Source organism: Pseudarthrobacter sp. ATCC 49987, from assembly GCF_009928425.1.
Lineage (GTDB): Bacteria > Actinomycetota > Actinomycetes > Actinomycetales > Micrococcaceae > Arthrobacter.
Window position 1 is genome coordinate 3352087 of record NZ_JAABNS010000001.1, and the last position, 16380, is coordinate 3368466.

Here is a 16380-nt window from a genome sequence, read left to right on the forward strand (position 1 = left end):
CTCCGGCACCACCCGCTTTTATGCCCGCCTGCCCTTCTTTCCACGTCACTTCGTCTCCCAGAGGATCCCCATGTCATTCGCCCGCAAAGCCACCCGCCGTTCCGTCATCGGCGCCGTCGCCGCCTCCGCCGCGCTCGTCCTCACGGGCTGCGTCGCGGGCGAAGGTTCCGGCGGGTCCCCCGCGGCGAACACCGCCGTCGAGAGCGGGACGCTCAACATCGACTTCGCCACGTACAACCCGCTGAGCCTGGTCATCAAGAAGAAGGGCTGGCTTGAGGCCTCCCTCAAGGACCAGGGCGTCACCGTCAACTGGGTCCAGTCCGCCGGGTCCAACAAGGCCAATGAGGCACTGCGCTCCGGCGCGATCGACGTCGGCTCGACGGCGGGATCCGCCGCGCTGCTGGCGCGCGCCAACGGTTCCCCGATCAAGACGATCGATATCTACTCCCAGCCGGAATGGGCAGCCCTCGTGGCGAAGTCCTCCTCCGGCATCACCACGGTGGCTGACCTCAAGGGCAAGTCCGTGGCCGCGACCAAGGGCACCGACCCCTACTTCTTCCTCCTGCAGTCCCTCTCCGAAGCCGGGATCTCCGCCAAGGACGTCACGGTGCAGAACCTGCAGCACGCGGACGGCCGCGCCGCGCTGGAAAACGGCTCGGTGGATGCGTGGTCCGGCCTCGACCCGATCATGGCCGGCGCGGAGCAGAAGGGCGCCAAGCTCTTCTACCGGAACCTCTCCTTCAACACCTACGGCTTCCTGAACGCCACGGAATCCTTCCTGAAGAACAAGCCGAAGCAGGCGCAGGCCGTCGTCAACGCCTACGAGAAAGCCCGCGCCTGGGCCGTAGCCCACCCGGACGAGACGGCCCAAATCCTCGCCGAGGCCGCCGGCCTTGACCTCGCCGTCGCGAAGACCGTGGTGCTGGAGCGGAGCAACCTGAACGTTGATCCGGCACCGGGAGAGGCCCAGCGCAAGGTCCTGGCGAAGATCGGCCCCACGTTCGTGGAGACCGGCGATGTCGCCAGCCAGAAGCAGATCGACGACGCCGTCGCCACCATTCTTGATGACTCGCTGGTGAAGAAGGCGGATGCGTCCGCCATCAAGGATTCCTGATGACCCAGCTCGGAAATCCTTACGTCACTGGCACCAGCGTTGCGGACGGGCGCGCTGCAGCCGTCCCCGCAACTCCGGCAGACGCCGCCCAGCCGGACTCCCCCGTTACGGGTGAAGGTGGCTCCCCGGCGAACGGATGGTCCCCCGCCGGGATCCTGGCCAACGGCTGGGCGCGTCTGCTCCTTGGATTGATCATTCCCGCGGCGGTTCTGGCCGCCTGGCAGCTCTCCACTGCTTCCGGGGTGTTCAGCATCGTCCAGCTCCCGCCGCCGGCGATGGTGCTCGAGGCGGGCAACGACCTGCTCCAGCGCGGGCAGCTCGGCCAGCACATCGCGATCTCCACCCAGCGCGTCCTGATCGGCTTTGCCGCCGGCGCGGCACTGGGACTGGTCTTCGGATCGCTTGTGGGCCTGTCCCGGTTCGCCGACGCCCTGCTCGCACCGACCATCGGCGCCCTCCGCGCCGTCCCGTCGCTGGCGTGGGTGCCGCTGCTCATTCTCTGGATGAAGATCGGCGAGGATTCCAAGATCACCCTGATCCTGATCGGCGCCTTCTTCCCCGTCTTCACCACCGTCTCCCTGGCGCTGCGGCACGTGGACCGGAACCTGGTGGAAGCGGCGCGTGCTTTCGGGCTCAAAGGCGTGAAGCTGCTGACCACGGTCCAGCTTCCCGCCGTGGTTCCGGCGGTGTTCTCAGGCCTCCGGCTGGCGCTGGCCCAGGCCTGGCTGTTCCTGGTGGCCGCCGAACTCATCGCTTCCTCGATGGGACTCGGCTTCCTCCTCACCGACTCGCAGAACAACGGACGCACGGACCGGCTCCTGCTGGCGATCGTGCTGCTCGCCGTGATCGGAAAAATTACCGACGCCCTGCTGGGCCTGGCCGAGAAATGGGCAGTGAAACGATGGGCGTAGACCTTGAAACAGCCCGGGCCAACCACCCGGCCGCCGAGGAAGAGCGCCTCTCCTTCTGGGAGGAGGCCGCCCTCCGGCTCGACTGGGAGGACGTGCCCGGGCAGGACAAGCCATGGCACACCACCCACCGCCGCGTCCCGGCCGACGTCGACGCCGGCATCGGCCCGGACATCACCTGGTTCGAAGGCGGCCGGCTCAACGTCGCCTTCAACTGCGTCGACCGCCACGTGGCGGCGGGACGCGGGGACAAGGTGGCCCTGCACTTCGAGGGCGAACCGGGCGACCGCCGGACCATCAGCTACGCCGACCTGCAACGTGAGGTCTCCCGGGCCGCGAACGCGCTGCTGGACCTCGGCATCACCAAGGGCGACCGGGTGGTCGTCTACCTCCCGGTCATCCCCGAAACGGTGATTATCACACTGGCCGTGGCCCGCATCGGAGCCATCCACTCCCTCGTCTTCGGCGGCTTCTCCGCCGAGGCACTCAAGTTCCGGGTGGAGGACACCGGTGCCAAACTGCTCGTCACCACCGACGGGCAGTTCCGCCGCGGCGTCGCCGTGCCGGTGAAGGACAACGCGGACGCGGCCGTCGCCGGGGACAACGCGATCGAGCATGTCCTGGTGGTCAACCGCACCACCGCGCCTGACCTTCTGGACACCGTCCCGATGACCGCGGGCCGGGACGTGTGGTGGCATGACGCCGTCGGGCAGGCCTCTGACGTCCACACACCGGTTGCGTTCGACGCCGAAACGCCGCTGTTCATCATGTACACCTCCGGCACCACGGGAAAGCCCAAGGGCCTGGTCCACACCTCGGGCGGCTACCTGACGCAGGCGTCCTGGAGCTTCGAACACCTCTTCAGCAACCCGGACCCCGCCCTCCGCGACCAGGACGTCCACTGGTGCACGGCCGACCTCGCGTGGGTCACGGCCCACACCTACGAGCTGTACGGCCCGCTCTCCAACGGAGCCACGCAGGTGATCTTCGAGGGCACGCCGAACACCCCGCACCCGGGCCGGCACTTCGAAATCATCGAACGCTACGGTGTCACGCAGTACTACACCGCCCCCACCCTGGTCCGGTCCCTGATGGGATGGTTCCCGGACGGGGTCCCGGCCAGCTACGACCTCTCCTCCATCCGCCTGCTCGGCACCGTCGGCGAGGCCGTCAACCCCGAGGCGTGGCGCTGGTTCCGGAAGAACGTCGGCGCCGGCACCGCCCCCGTGGTGGACACCTGGTGGCAGTCCGAAACCGGCGCCACCATCCTCTCCCCCGCCCCCACCGACACGGAGTTCAAGCCCGGCTGCGCTGCCCGGCCGCTGCCCGGCGTCGGCACCCGGATCGTGGACGACGCCGGCAACACTGTGCCGCCGGGCGTCCAGGGCTTTATCGTGGTGGACGCCCCCGGCCCCGCCATCGCCCGGACCGTGTGGGGGAACCCGCAGCGCTACTTCGATTCGTACTGGCGCAAGTACGCCGAACAGGGCTGGTTCCTTGCCGGCGACGGCGCAAAGTACGACGACGACGGCGACATCTGGATCCTCGGGCGGGTGGACGACACCCTCAACGTCTCCGGACACCTGCTCTCCACGATCGAGATCGAATCAGCCCTCGTCTCGCACCCGGATGTGGTGGAGGCCGGCGTCTGCCCCGTCGCGGACCCAAAGACCGGCCACGCCATCGTGGCGTTCGTGGTGCTGAAGGATTCGGCGGCTACCGAGGACATCGCGTCCGAATTGAAAGCCCACGTCGCCAAACAGATCGGGCCGATCGCTAAGCCGCGCGACGTCGTCGTCGTTCCCGATGTGCCCAAGACCCGCAGCGGCAAGATCATGCGCCGGCTGCTGACCCAGCTGTTCGAAGGAACCACGCTCGGCGACACGACCTCGCTGCAGAACGAACCGTCGATCGCCGGCATCCAGACCGTCCTGCGTGAACGCAATACCACCAGAAATACCCCAGAAGTAAGGAACACCCATGACTGACATCAGCAGCGTCGCCCGTCTTTCCGAACCGCTCAAGTTCGCCTACTGGGTCCCGAACGTCTCCGGCGGCCTCGTGGTCTCCACCATCGAGCAGCGCACCGGCTGGGACTTCGAGTACAACAAGAAGCTGGCCCGGATCGCGGAGAACTCCGGCTTCGAATATGCCCTGACCCAGACCCGCTACGCCGCGTCCTACCGCGCCGACAAGCAGCACGAGGCCACCTCGTTCAGCCTGGCTCTGCTGGCCGCCACGGAGCGGCTTAAGGTAATCGCCGCCGTCCACCCCGGCATGTGGCACCCCGGCGTGCTGGCAAAATACCTCATCACCGCGGACCACATCTCCAACGGCCGCACCGCCGTCAACATCGTCTCCGGCTGGCTCAAGGCGGAGTTCGAAAACTTCGGCCTCGAATGGCTCGAACACGACGAGCGCTACGTCCGGACCGAGGAGTTCATCCGGGTGCTCCGCGGCCTGCTGACCGAGAAGAACTTCAGCCAGTCCGGCAAGTACTACAACATCAACGATTTCACCCTGCAGCCGGCGCCCGTGGATGTCCCCGGACGCGCGCACCCGGAGATCTTCTTCGGCGGCAATTCCACGGCCGCGCAGGCAACCGCCGGACGGGTGGCGGACTGGTACTTCTCCAACGGCAAGGACCTCGAAGGGTTCAAGGACAACATCACCGGCGTTCTCGCCTCCGCCGGAGAAACCGGCCGCGGCACGGAAGGCTCACCCCCCGCCGCTCTCCCCTCTCCCCGGTTTGGCCTGAACGGCTTCGTCATCGCCCGCGATTCCGAGAAGGAGGCCCGGGACACCCTCCGCGAGATCGTCGCGAAGGCACACAAGCCCGCCGTCGAGGGCTTCCGCGACGCCGTCCAGGAGGCCGGAGCGTCCACGAAGGACGGCAAAGGCATGTGGGCCGATTCGAGCTTCGAGGACCTGGTCCAGTACAACGACGGCTTCAAGACCCAGCTCATCGGCACGCCGGAGCAGATCGCCGCGCGGATCGTGGAGTACAAGAAGATCGGCGTCAACCTGTTCCTCACCGGCTACCTGCACTTCCAGGAGGAGGTCGCCGCGTTCGGTGCGGACATCCTGCCGATCGTGCGCGAACTCGAGGCTGACCTGGCCCGCAAGAACGGCTTCGAGCTGGACCTGTCCGGCACCCCGGCCGCCGCAACCAGCGGGCTGGTGAACGCGTAATGGCTGACCGCAAGTTCGGTTTCCGCACCCGCGCCCTGCACGCGGGCGGCACGCCCGACGCCGAGCACGGCGCCCGCGCCGTGCCGATCTACCAGACCACCTCGTTCGTGTTCAAGGACACCCAGGACGCCGCCAACCTCTTCGCGCTGCAGAAGTACGGCAACATCTACTCCCGGATCGGCAACCCGACGGTCGCGGCGTTCGAGGAGCGCATCGCGTCCCTCGAGGGCGGCATCGGCGCGGTGGCCACGTCCTCGGGCATGGCCGCGGAGTTCATCACGTTCGCCGCGCTGACCCAGTCCGGCGACCACATCGTGGCGGCCTCCCAGCTGTACGGCGGCACCGTGACCCAACTGGACGTCACGCTGCGCCGCTTCGGCGTGGACACCACGTTCGTCCCCGGCACCGACCCGGCGGACTACGCCGCAGCAGTCCGGGAGAACACCAAGGCGATCTTCGTCGAGGTGGTGGCCAACCCGTCGTCGGAGGTCCAGGACCTGGAGGGGCTGGCAAAGGTGGCGCGCGACGCCGGCATCCCGCTGGTCGTCGACGCCACCCTGAGCACCCCGTACCTCGTGCGCCCGATCGAGCACGGGGCCGATATCGTGATCCACTCGGCCACGAAATTCCTCGGCGGCCACGGCACCACACTGGGCGGCGTTATTGTCGAAAGCGGCCGCTTCAACTGGGGCAACGGCAAGTTCCCCACCATGACCGAACCGGTGGCCTCCTACGGCAACGTCTCCTGGTGGGGGAACTTCGGTGAATATGGCTTCCTGACCAAGCTCCGCTGCGAGCAGCTGCGCGACATCGGGCCCGCGCTGTCGCCGATGTCGGCTTTCCAGCTGCTGCAGGGCGTGGAAACCCTCCCGCAGCGGCTGGACGAGCACCTCAAGAACGCCCAGGCCGTGGCGGAGTGGCTTGAAGCGGATGAGCGCGTGGCCTACGTGAACTTCTCCGGACTGCCCTCGCACCCGCACTTCGAGCGGGCTAAGAAGTACCTGCCGCTCGGCCCCGGTTCGGTGTTTTCCTTCGGGGTGAAGGGAGGCCGCGCCGCAGGGCAGAAGTTCATCGAGTCCCTGCAGCTGGCCTCGCACCTGGCCAACGTCGGTGACTCCCGGACCCTGGTGATCCACCCGGGCTCCACGACCCACCAGCAGCTCAGCCCGGAACAGCTCGAGTCCGCCGGAATCCCCGAGGACCTGGTCCGGATCTCAATCGGGCTCGAAGACATCGAAGATATCCTCTGGGACCTGGACCAGGCCCTGGACGTGGCAACAGCCGCGACGGCCGACGATGTATCCGCGGAAGCGGCGCATCGCGCCGCCGAGGAACGAGGCGGTGTGTCTAAGCCGCGTGCGGATGCATTGTCGGCCGACACCTGCACGATTGGAGCACTGTCATGAGCACGGAAGAAACCCGTACATGGACCGGCCCGTCCGCGCCGGAACGGCTGAACCTGCTGCGGCAGGCGAAGTCGATCGCGATTGTGGGCGCCTCGGACAAACCGTCCCGGGCAAGCTATTTTGTTGCGACCTACCTGCAGTCCTCCACGCGATACAAGGTCTATTTCGTGAACCCGGTGGTGAAGGAGATCCTGGGCGAGCCGACGTACGCCTCGCTCGCGGATCTGCCGGAGAGCCCGGACATCGTGGACGTGTTCCGCAAGCACGACGACCTGCCGGGTGTCCTGGACGAGGCCATCGCGGCTGGCGCCAAGACGCTTTGGCTGCAGTTGGGCTCCTGGCACGAGGACGTGGCGAAGGAAGCCGAAGCTGCCGGGCTCGACGTCGTGATGGACCGCTGCGTGAAGATTGAGCATGCCCGGTTCCATGGCGGCCTGCACCTGGCCGGCTTCGACACCGGGGTCATTTCCTCCAAGCGCCAGGTCCTGGCCTGACCGTCCGGCGAGTTCTGATCCCGAACTCGCCGGACGGGCCGCCAATGTCCTAGGGCTGGCCGGGGAGCGTCGGAAGCACGCCGGGAAGGGTCGGCTCCGGCAGCTGACCCTTGGGAAGGCTCCGGTCCTCACCCGGGCCGGGGAGTCCGGGCACGGATGGTGTGACAGGGCGGCGGGGCGGCACCGGAAGGATTCCGCCCCGGCCAACCGCCGGCGGAGTGGCCGCGGCGCCGGGCGCCGCAGGAACCGAGGCCGCGGACCCGGGTGCCGCAGCAGCATCATTTGCCACAGGCCGAGTGCCGGAGTTCGCTGCATGGGACGGCACGGCGGGAGCCGGAATGTCCGCCGGTGACGGCCGTGCGGGCCGCGGAGCCACATCGGGCGTCCCGCCGGAGGGCTGGAAAATGCTGCCGACGGTGTGGCTGACGTTTTTGCGGAAGTCCTCGCTGGAGGCCGCCACGGCGCCGGCACCGAGCGTCATGGCGCCCACGACGGCGCCACCGACGATAGCCAGCCTGCGCTTCCGGCCACGGCGCCCGGCAAGGCTCGTGACCCCTGCCGGCAGGGGTTCCTCGCCGGGACCCGGTGCGGACGCGAGAGCGGGCATCGCCGTCGTCGGGCTTGGGTCCGGACTGTCGGCAACGAAACCGCCAGCGGCGAGCATTGCCGCGAGGTCGGCCCGGGGCGCGGGCGCCCGGTCCGGGACCAGGGCGCTGAGCTGCTCCAGTGAACCACGGAGCTCGGTGGCACCGTCGAGGCCGGCATCACGGAGCATCGCCTGGATGCGGCCATCCTGCTGGGGTTCGCGTATGCCGGTCATGATGCTGCGTGGTCCTTTTCGGTGACGAGTTCGCGCAGGGCGCTGAGCCCGCGTCGTTGAAGCTGTTTAATGGCACCCGGCGTCTTGTCCATAATGCCGGCCACCTGTTCGATGGAGAGGTCCGCGACGATCCGCAGGACCAGGACTTCCCGTTGCTCTTCGTTGAGCCGGGAAAGGGAATCTGCAATGCCGCCCAGGGAGCCGAGGGCCTCGTCCTCGGCGGAAGGGGCGTACCGCGTGTCAGCCCGGGGATCGTATTCGGCCAGGTACGGCGTGCGGTCTGCCCGCCGGTGGTGGTCGACCAGCCGGGCGTGCGCGACGGAGAAAATGAAGGTCCGCAGGCCGGTGGGGCCGCCGGTGACCTTGGCGAGTTTCGGCAGGATGTCCACGAAGACGTCCTGGGTGAGCGCCTCGGCGTCTTCCACGCCGCGGGCCCGGAAGTAGCCGAGCACCGCGGGTGAAATGACCGTGTAGACAGCGCTAAACCCTGATGGCTCGCCAGCCAAGGCTGCTGACAATTCATCATCGCTTAGCTGTTCTGCCAAGAGGCTGTCCTTCCGGTTACTGCTGGGGTGCGGCCCCGGCAAGTCTAGCGGCCGCACCCCGGGTGCCTCCAAAGAGGCGTTCAATGCCTACTTGTCGAGCTCAGGCTGCACGTCCGACGGCAGGGTCGGAACGGCCGGAACGGCAGGAACCGCCGGAACACCCTTGGCGCCCGGGACAGCGACGGTCACGCCGGCGTGGGCCTTGGCCTCGGCAGCGCCCTTGGCGTTGGCGGCGCCGTCGACGGCAACGCCGTCGTTGTCGGCCTCGACGGAACCTTCAGCGGAGCCGTCGGTACCCTCGACGTCGCCTTCGGCGGAGCCGTCAACGGACGGGGAAGCCGGCACAGCCGGGACAGCCGGAACAGCCGGGGCGGCGGGAAGCTCAGGAGTCGCCGGAACCGCGGGGGTTGCCGGCACGGCGGGCGTAGCGGTGGTCACTTCAGCCTGCTGGGTGGTCGAAACCTGGGCCGCATTGGCCAGGCCGATGCCGGAGAATCCTCCAACAACGAGAATCGCGGCGCCGACAGCAATCTTGGTGGTCTTGCTAACACTCTTCATAAGAAACGTACATCCTTTGTTTTTTGTGTGAAGGCTGGCTGGAGCCTGATGGGGGCAGTCAACAGCCCGCTCGTTCAGTGGAAGGCTGGCCAGCGCCCGATGGGGGCGGGCGCCGGCCTGCACTTGCAGTGGAAGGCCGGCCGGATTTCCGGTGGGGGGTCCATGTTCCGGCGGCGCTTACAAAGGAGTAATCGCTGGAGGGCCCCGAAAGGTTACGCACTGATCGGAAGTTTCTTTTTTCTTTTTCGGACAGCCGCTGCGAGGGACCCGGACGGCGGCCTAACGACGGCGGCGGCGGGCCACCTTTCCAGGTGACCCGCCGCCGTCGGGCGTCAGCAGTTACTGCATTAGTCGTTGATCAGGTCGTTGATGACGATGGTCTGGTCGCGGTCCGGCCCGACGCCGATCGCCGAGAAGCGGGTGCCGGAAAGCTTCTCGAGGGCCAGCACATAGTTCTTGGCGTTCTCCGGGAGGTCGTCCAGGGTGCGGGCGCCGGTGATGTCCTCGGTCCAGCCCTCGAAGTACTCGAAGATCGGTTTGGCGTGGTGGAACTCGGTCTGCGTCATCGGCATTTCGTCGTGCCGGACGCCGTCGACGTCGTAGGCCACGCAGACCGGGATCTGCTCGATGCCGGTGAGCACGTCCAGCTTGGTGACGAAGTAGTCGGTGAAGCCGTTGACGCGGGAAGCGTGGCGCGCCAGCACGGCGTCGTACCAGCCACAACGGCGCGGGCGGCCGGTGTTGACGCCGAATTCGCCGCCGGTCTTCTGCAGGTACATGCCCATCTCATCGAACAGTTCCGTGGGGAACGGCCCGGCGCCCACACGGGTGGTGTAGGCCTTGATGATGCCGATGGAGCGCGAGATGCGGGTGGGGCCGATGCCCGAGCCCACGGAGGCGCCGCCGGCCGTCGGGTTCGAGGAGGTCACGAACGGGTAGGTGCCGTGGTCGACGTCCAGGAACGTGGCCTGGCCGCCCTCCATAAGGACCACCTTGCCCTCGTCCAGCGCCTTGTTCAGCACGAAGGTGCTGTCGATGACCAGCGGGCGCAGGCGTTCGGCGAAGGACAGGAAGTAGTCCACGATCTCGTCCACCTCGATGTCGCGGCGGTTGTAGACCTTGACCAGGAGTTCGTTCTTCTGCCGCAGCGAGCCTTCGACCTTCTGGCGCAGGATCGAGGCGTCAAAGACGTCCTGGACACGGATGCCCAGGCGGGCCACCTTGTCCATGTACGCCGGGCCGATGCCGCGGCCGGTGGTACCGATCGCGCGGCTGCCAAGGAAACGCTCGGTGACCTTGTCCAGGACCTGGTGGTAGGGCGCCACGAGGTGGGCGTTGGCGGAGATCCGCAGCTTGGAGGTGTCCGCGCCGCGGGCTTCCAGGCCGTCGATCTCCTGGAACAGGGCCTCCAGGTTCACCACGCAGCCGTTGCCGATGATCGGGACCGCGTTCGGGCTCAGGATGCCGGCCGGAAGGAGTTTGAGCTCATACTTCTCACCGCCCACGACGACGGTGTGGCCGGCGTTGTTGCCGCCGTTCGGCTTCACGACGTAGTCGACGCGGTGGCCGAGCAGGTCAGTGGCCTTACCTTTGCCTTCGTCGCCCCATTGGGCTCCGACGATCACGATTGCTGGCATGGGATCCTCCCCCATTCGTTCGGGCCGAAGTCCGTGTGATTCACCAGGGTGGTCACCGGAGCTCAGCGCCGTTCATGAGAATGCCCCGAATCTACCGCTGTGCTCTTACCATCAACGCCAGAGTCCGGGGCTCTTACCACCCAAGTTTAGCCGATCCCGGTGGCGGCAGTTCATTTGACCATCCAATGGACTTCCCGCCGGTTGCGCGCGTCACCCGGTGTCCAGCCAGCGGGAATGCGCCGGAAAGACTTGCGCAGGCCTGCCGGGTGGAATTAGGTAAGAGTTGACCATCCCGAGCGGCCGAGGGACCTGGACCGTTGACGCCGCAGCAACCCTGCCCGGACACAGCCCGCTGATCTGCGGCCGCCGTGACGGCAAGGGTGCTACCGCCAGGACCGATGGAAAGGAAGCACCCCCATGCAGCAGAACGCGCAGCAGAACACCGACCATATCCGCGCCACCCACGCCGGCTCGTTGCCCCGCACCCCGGAGCTCATCGCCGCGAACGAGGCCAAGGAGGCAGACGGCATCACCCCCGAGTTCCTGGACCTGCTGGAAACCTCCGTGGTGGACATCGTGCAGCGCCAGAAGGACCTCGGCATCGATATCCCCAACGACGGCGAATACGGGCACACCATGTCCAGCTCGGTGGACTACGGCGCGTGGTGGAACTATTCCTTCAGCCGGCTTGGCGGCCTTGAACCGACCGATGTGGACCGCTGGGCTGACGCCGCGGTGCACCGCTCCAGCCCGGGCCACATCGTGCTGACCTCCTTCCCGGACCGGCGCGACCGGCAGAAGTTCAACGACGCCTACAACGATCCGTCCTCCGGGATCCTGGCGCACCGCAAGAGCGTCACGCAGCCGAAGATCGCCGGCCCGCTGCGCTACACCGGGCAGGCCCTGGTGAACTCGGACATCGCCAACCTCAAGACCGGCATGGCCGCCGCCGGGCTGTCCGAGGGCTTCGTCGCTTCCCTGTCCCCGGGCTCCTGCGCCCGCGTCGCGAACGAGTACTACAAGACCGATGAGGAGCTCCTCTACGCCTGCGCCGACGCGATGCGGGAGGAGTACAAGGCCATCATCGACGCCGGCCTCACGGTCCAGCTCGATGACCCGTCGCTGGCCGAAAGCTGGGACCAGATCAATCCGGAACCGAGCCTGGCCGACTACCTCAAGTTCATCCAGCTCAGGGTAGAGGCCACCAACTGGGCCCTGCGCGATCTCCCCCAGGAACAGATCCGGTTGCACGTCTGCTGGGGTTCCTGGCACGGCCCGCACACCACGGACATCCCCTTCGCGGACATCATCGGCTCCGTCCTGCAGGTCAACGCCGGGGGCTACTCTTTCGAGGCCGCCAACGTCCGCCACGAGCATGAATGGCGTGTCTGGAAGGACACCAGGCTTCCCGACGGAAAAGTCATCATCCCCGGTGTTGTCTCCCACGCCACCAACGTCGTCGAGCACCCGGACCTGGTGGCTGACCGGATCGTGCGCTTCGCCCAATTGGTGGGCCGGGAAAATGTGATTGCCTCCACAGACTGCGGTCTCGGCGGCCGCGTGCACCCGCAAATCGCCTTTGCCAAGCTGGAATCCCTGGGCGAAGGCGCCCGCCGCGCCACTGCCCGGCTCTGGTAGAGGACCTTCGGCCGGCCCGTCATTTCGCAGGGCTTGATAGACTAATAAGGATCGACCAGGAATCGGTCCACACCACATTTTCAAACCGCACCGTATTCGGCGTGCCCCCGGACGGTCTGGCAGCTTCACCAATCCCGCAGGAGACTCAGCAACATATGACAGCCTTGGCCACTGAAAATTCCCGCGAACAGCTTTTGAGCCGCCGCTACGAACCTAGCGTCGCGGCTGTCAACGAACTGTGCGACACGCTGCAGGCAACCAAAGCTGGCACGAATGTTCCCTATGTGGACCCGATGCACGACATCGATGAGTGCCGCATCATCAGCCTCTTCTCCAACATCGGAACAGAGGATGAGTCGGGCTTCATCACCGCCGGCGACGAGGAAGCCGCCACCCGCCTGCTCGGCGTCCAGTGGAAGCTGGGCCTGCGCCCCGAGTACGTGATGCCGTGGAACGTCCACCCCTGGTACGTCCCGGACGAGCCCAACGGCAAGTTCACCCCGGACCAGATTTCCGCAGGCCTGAAGCCGCTGCTGAAGTTCCTCGCCGTCGTGCCCCGTGCCTCGGTGATCGTCGCGCACGGCACCGAAGCCAACCGCCTCGCGAACCTTCTCCTCAAGACCGAGGTGCCCATGATCTGGCGCCGCGGCCTCAAGACCTATAAGGTCCGCTCGCTCAGCGGCCGCGCCTTCGCCGGCACACCGGCCCGGCAGGAGCAGTACCTCGAGGAAATGGGCACCGTCTACGCCGACGCCATGGCCCGCACCGGCCTGGCAAAGACCAGCTGATCCCACTTCCGCCACGACGACGGCGGGCGCCCACCTTCTGGTGGACGCCCGCCGTCGTCGTTTAACCCCGCGTTGCTTGTTGGTGCCGGGGCGGTTAGCGCTTTTCGGCCTCGATGGCTGCCTTGGCAGTGGGGTCGGAGTCCTTGAGGAACTTCTCGATCCGCTCCGGCTCCTCGGCTTCGCCGATGGCCGCGGAGGCGCGGCCCAGCGAATACAGGGCGCGCAGGAAGCCACGGTTCGGTTCGTGTTCCCAGGGGATGGGCCCGACGCCGCGCCAGCCGTTGCGGCGCAGCGAATCCAGGCCGCGGTGGTAGCCGACACGGGAGTAGGCATACGAGTCGATGGTCCGGCCCTCGGTCCAGGCTTCCTCGGCCAGCACGGCCCAGAGCAGCGAGGACGTCGGGTGCTTTTCCACCAGGTCCAGGGCTTCATGGCCGGCATCCAGCGCCGCGTAGACCTCGGTCTCGGCGGGCAGGAGCGTCGGCTCAGGACCCATCAGGTTCTTGCGGAATTCGTCCGACATGCCTAGAACGTCTTGCCGGTGGAGCCGAGCTGCTGGGCAGCCTCGGCGACGCGGGCCGCAAGGCCGGCCTCGGCGGAGGCGCCCCAGACGCGGGGATCGTACAGCTTCTTGTTGCCGACCTCGCCGTCGACCTTCAGCACGCCGTCGTAGTTGCGGAACATGTGGTCCGCCACGGGCCGGGTGTAGGCGTACTGGGTGTCGGTGTCGATGTTCATCTTGATCACACCGTAGGAGACCGCGTCGGCGATTTCCTTCTCGGAGGAGCCGGACCCGCCGTGGAAGACGAGGTCGAACGGGTTGGCCTTGCCGATCTTGGCGCCGACCTGCTGCTGGATGTCCTTGAGGATTTCGGGGCGGAGCTTGACGCCACCGGGCTTGTAGACGCCGTGCACGTTGCCGAAGGTCAGCGCCGTGATGTAGCGGCCGTTCTCGCCGGAGCCGAGGGCGTCGATCGTGGCCAGGGCGTCCTCGACCGTGGTGTAGAGCTTGTCGTTGATGGCGTTCTCGACGCCGTCTTCCTCGCCGCCGACGGTGCCGATTTCGACCTCGAGGATCATCTTGGCGGCGGCGGTGCGCTCGAGCAGTTCGCGGGCGATCCGCAGGTTCTCCTGCAGGGTTTCGGCGGAGCCGTCCCACATGTGCGAGTTGAAGAGCGGGTTGCGGCCGGCCTTGACCTCGGCCTCGGAGGCTGCCAGCAGCGGCAGGACGAAGCCGTCCAGTTTGTCCTTCGGGCAGTGGTCCGTGTGCAGGGCGATGTTGACGCCGTAGTTCTTGGCCACCTCGCGGGCAAACGCGGCGAAGCCCAGGGAACCGGCCACCATGTCCTTGGTGGAGGCGCCGGACCAGTAGGCGGCACCGCCGGTGGAGACCTGGACGATGCCGTCGGACTCGGCCTCGGCGAAGCCGCGGAGGGCGGCGTTCAGGGTCTGGGAGGACGTGACGTTGACGGCCGGGAACGCGAAGCCGCCCGTCTTAGCGCGGTCGATCATCTCGGAGTAGATCTCTGGGGTTGCAATGGGCATGCTGACTCCTAAAGTGAATTTCGTCTGCGGGCTGGTTGACCCTGGAGTGAACCTCGTCGGCTAGGAACCATCCTAGCCATTCCTTCGCTGGGGGCAGTGGTTCCGGTCACTCGGGCCTGTAATAACTCACTGGACCCCCGGGAACTGGTTGAACACGTGCCGTCGGATCCAGGCGTGCATCGCGATGGCCGCGGCCGAGGCGGCGTTAATGGAGCGGGTGGAGCCGAACTGCTCGATCGACAAGGTGTCCACCGCCGCCTGGTGGACCTCGGGTGACAGCCCCGGACCCTCCTGCCCAAACACCAGCACGCAGTCTTTGGGCAGTTCGTAGGTTTCCAGCGGGACGGAGTCCGGGAAGATGTCGATGCCGATGATGGCCAGCCCCTCCCCCTGCGCCCACGCCACGAAGTCGTCCACGGTCGGGTGGTGGCGGATGTGCTGGTAGCGGTCGGTGACCATGGCCCCGCGGCGGTTCCACCGGCGTCGTCCGATGATGTGCACTTCCTTGGCCAGGAAGGCGTTGGCGCTGCGCACGACGGTGCCGATGTTCATGTCGTGTTGCCAGTTTTCGATCGCGATGTGGAAGTTATGCCGCTTGGAGTCCAGGTCCGCCACGATCGACTCGTGCTTCCAGTAGCGGTATTTGTCCACCACATTGCGCCGGTCGCCGTCCGCGAGGAGGTCCGGGTCCCAGTGGTCGCCCGCCGGCAGTTCGCCTTCCCAGGGGCCGACGCCGACCTCCGCCTTGGGCTCCGCCTCGGCTGCCGCCTCCCCCTCCTGCGCGGTCACGGGAGGGATTTCGCTGGGTATCTCGGGTTCAGTCACGACTCAACATTAGACTGGGACTGGCATCGGCACATTATCGGCGGAGGACAGCATGGCGGAGCAGCAGGCAGACCACAGGGAAGACTCGGACCACGTGCTTTCATCAAAATCCGTGTACCGCAGCGGCCAGGAGATCGAGTGTTGGCTGACCGACATGGACGGCGTCCTGGTCCACGAAAACCAGCCCATCCCGGGTGCCGCTGAACTCATCCAGCGCTGGGTGGACACGTCCAAGCGCTTCCTCGTCCTGACCAACAACTCCATCTTCACGCCCCGTGACCTCGCCGCCCGGCTGAAGAGCTCCGGTCTGGAGATCCCCGAGGAGAACATCTGGACCTCCGCCCTGGCGACGGCCCAGTTCCTTAAGGACCAGGTGCGGGGCTCGGATTCCGGCAACCGCGCCTACACGATCGGGGAAGCGGGCCTCACGACGGCGCTGCACGAGGCCGGCTTTATCCTCACCGACCAGGACCCGGACTTCGTGGTGCTCGGCGAAACCCGGACCTACTCCTTTGAAGCCATCACCATGGCCATCCGGCTGATCCTGGGCGGGGCGCGGTTCATCGCCACCAACCCGGACGCCACCGGGCCTTCGAAGGACGGCCCGATGCCTGCCACCGGCGCCATCGCGGCGCTCATCACCAAGGCGACCGGCCGGGAACCGTACATTGTAGGCAAGCCGAACCCGATGATGTTCCGTTCGGCGATGAACCAGATCGACGCGCATTCGGAAACCACCGCCATGATCGGTGACCGGATGGACACTGACATCATCGCGGGCATGGAAGCGGGGCTGCACACCGTGCTTGTGCTCAGCGGCATCACCCATAAGGACGACATCGCCGCGTACCCGTTCCGGCCCAACCAGATCCTGAACTCCGTGGCAGACCTGAAGAACCAGATCTAGGAC

The 16380-nt window shown here is 66.8% G+C and carries 16 protein-coding genes and 1 riboswitch; of the genes, 9 read left to right on the plus strand and 7 right to left on the minus strand.

Features of this window, described 5'->3' with window-relative positions:
- Positions 1-70 precede the first annotated feature (70 nt).
- From GXK59_RS15490 to GXK59_RS15515, 6 genes are read left to right on the plus strand one after another with little or no spacing between them, the layout of a single operon-like run.
- The gene (locus GXK59_RS15490) at positions 71-1114 is read left to right on the plus strand and encodes an aliphatic sulfonate ABC transporter substrate-binding protein (RefSeq protein WP_160668110.1); all 1044 of its coding nucleotides are present in this window, start codon (positions 71-73) and stop codon (positions 1112-1114) included.
- Entirely contained in the window at positions 1114-2025 is a 912-nt protein-coding gene (locus GXK59_RS15495) for an ABC transporter permease (protein ID WP_160668112.1), read from the plus strand. Before GXK59_RS15490 ends, GXK59_RS15495 begins: the two co-directional genes overlap by 1 nt.
- Positions 2016-4010: an acetate--CoA ligase gene (gene acs / locus GXK59_RS15500; RefSeq protein WP_160668114.1), complete on the plus strand. Its 1995-nt coding sequence runs from the start codon at positions 2016-2018 to the stop codon at positions 4008-4010. Before GXK59_RS15495 ends, acs begins: the two co-directional genes overlap by 10 nt.
- Positions 4003-5214 carry a dimethylsulfone monooxygenase SfnG gene (sfnG, locus tag GXK59_RS15505; RefSeq protein WP_160668116.1) on the plus strand — a complete coding sequence of 404 codons (1212 nt, stop codon included), beginning with the start codon at positions 4003-4005 and terminating at the stop codon, positions 5212-5214. The genes acs and sfnG overlap by 8 nt, the downstream gene beginning before the upstream one ends.
- The gene (locus GXK59_RS15510) at positions 5214-6620 is read left to right on the plus strand and encodes an O-acetylhomoserine aminocarboxypropyltransferase/cysteine synthase family protein (protein ID WP_160668117.1); all 1407 of its coding nucleotides are present in this window, start codon (positions 5214-5216) and stop codon (positions 6618-6620) included. The genes sfnG and GXK59_RS15510 overlap by 1 nt, the downstream gene beginning before the upstream one ends.
- Positions 6617-7114 carry a CoA-binding protein gene (locus GXK59_RS15515; RefSeq protein WP_160668119.1) on the plus strand — a complete coding sequence of 166 codons (498 nt, stop codon included), beginning with the start codon at positions 6617-6619 and terminating at the stop codon, positions 7112-7114. Before GXK59_RS15510 ends, GXK59_RS15515 begins: the two co-directional genes overlap by 4 nt.
- A gap of 49 nt (positions 7115-7163) precedes the next feature.
- Here GXK59_RS15515 and GXK59_RS15520 read toward each other — a convergent pair whose 3' ends face one another.
- The 4 genes from GXK59_RS15520 to GXK59_RS15535 all read right to left on the minus strand — a co-directional run bounded on the left by GXK59_RS15520 (position 7164) and on the right by GXK59_RS15535 (position 10674).
- Positions 7164-7934: a hypothetical protein gene (locus GXK59_RS15520; RefSeq protein WP_160668121.1), complete on the minus strand. Its 771-nt coding sequence runs from the start codon at positions 7932-7934 to the stop codon at positions 7164-7166.
- Positions 7931-8479: an RNA polymerase sigma factor gene (locus GXK59_RS15525; RefSeq protein ID WP_160668123.1), complete on the minus strand. Its 549-nt coding sequence runs from the start codon at positions 8477-8479 to the stop codon at positions 7931-7933. The genes GXK59_RS15520 and GXK59_RS15525 overlap by 4 nt, the downstream gene beginning before the upstream one ends.
- A gap of 87 nt (positions 8480-8566) precedes the next feature.
- Entirely contained in the window at positions 8567-9037 is a 471-nt protein-coding gene (locus tag GXK59_RS15530) for a hypothetical protein (protein ID WP_160668125.1), read from the minus strand.
- A gap of 347 nt (positions 9038-9384) precedes the next feature.
- Positions 9385-10674, minus strand: coding sequence for an adenylosuccinate synthase (locus tag GXK59_RS15535; RefSeq protein WP_160668127.1), 1290 nt, complete (start codon positions 10672-10674; stop codon positions 9385-9387).
- Between the two features lie 284 nt (positions 10675-10958).
- Positions 10959-11079: riboswitch (SAM riboswitch) on the plus strand.
- A gap of 12 nt (positions 11080-11091) precedes the next feature.
- Between GXK59_RS15535 and GXK59_RS15540 the strand changes: the two genes are divergently transcribed.
- Both GXK59_RS15540 and GXK59_RS15545 read left to right on the plus strand, forming a co-directional pair.
- Positions 11092-12312, plus strand: a complete 1221-nt coding sequence (locus tag GXK59_RS15540; RefSeq protein ID WP_160668129.1) for a cobalamin-independent methionine synthase II family protein — start codon at positions 11092-11094, stop codon at positions 12310-12312.
- Positions 12313-12467: 155 nt separating this feature from the next.
- Complete coding sequence (locus GXK59_RS15545) at positions 12468-13100, plus strand: uracil-DNA glycosylase (RefSeq protein WP_160668131.1); 633 nt, start codon at positions 12468-12470, stop codon at positions 13098-13100.
- Between the two features lie 94 nt (positions 13101-13194).
- Here the strand turns inward: GXK59_RS15545 and GXK59_RS15550 are convergent, their stop codons facing one another.
- The 3 genes from GXK59_RS15550 to GXK59_RS15560 all read right to left on the minus strand — a co-directional run bounded on the left by GXK59_RS15550 (position 13195) and on the right by GXK59_RS15560 (position 15443).
- Complete coding sequence (locus GXK59_RS15550; RefSeq protein ID WP_160668133.1) at positions 13195-13623, minus strand: DUF3151 domain-containing protein; 429 nt, start codon at positions 13621-13623, stop codon at positions 13195-13197.
- A 2-nt stretch (positions 13624-13625) separates the two neighbouring features.
- On the minus strand, positions 13626-14645 hold the full coding sequence (gene fbaA, locus GXK59_RS15555; protein ID WP_160668135.1) for a class II fructose-bisphosphate aldolase: 1020 nt from the start codon (positions 14643-14645) through the stop codon (positions 13626-13628).
- 126 nt (positions 14646-14771) lie between these two features.
- The gene (locus GXK59_RS15560) at positions 14772-15443 is read right to left on the minus strand and encodes a TrmH family RNA methyltransferase (protein ID WP_160669213.1); all 672 of its coding nucleotides are present in this window, start codon (positions 15441-15443) and stop codon (positions 14772-14774) included.
- Positions 15444-15522: 79 nt separating this feature from the next.
- Between GXK59_RS15560 and GXK59_RS15565 the strand changes: the two genes are divergently transcribed.
- Positions 15523-16377, plus strand: coding sequence for an HAD-IIA family hydrolase (locus GXK59_RS15565; protein ID WP_024367380.1), 855 nt, complete (start codon positions 15523-15525; stop codon positions 16375-16377).
- Positions 16378-16380 lie beyond the last annotated feature (3 nt).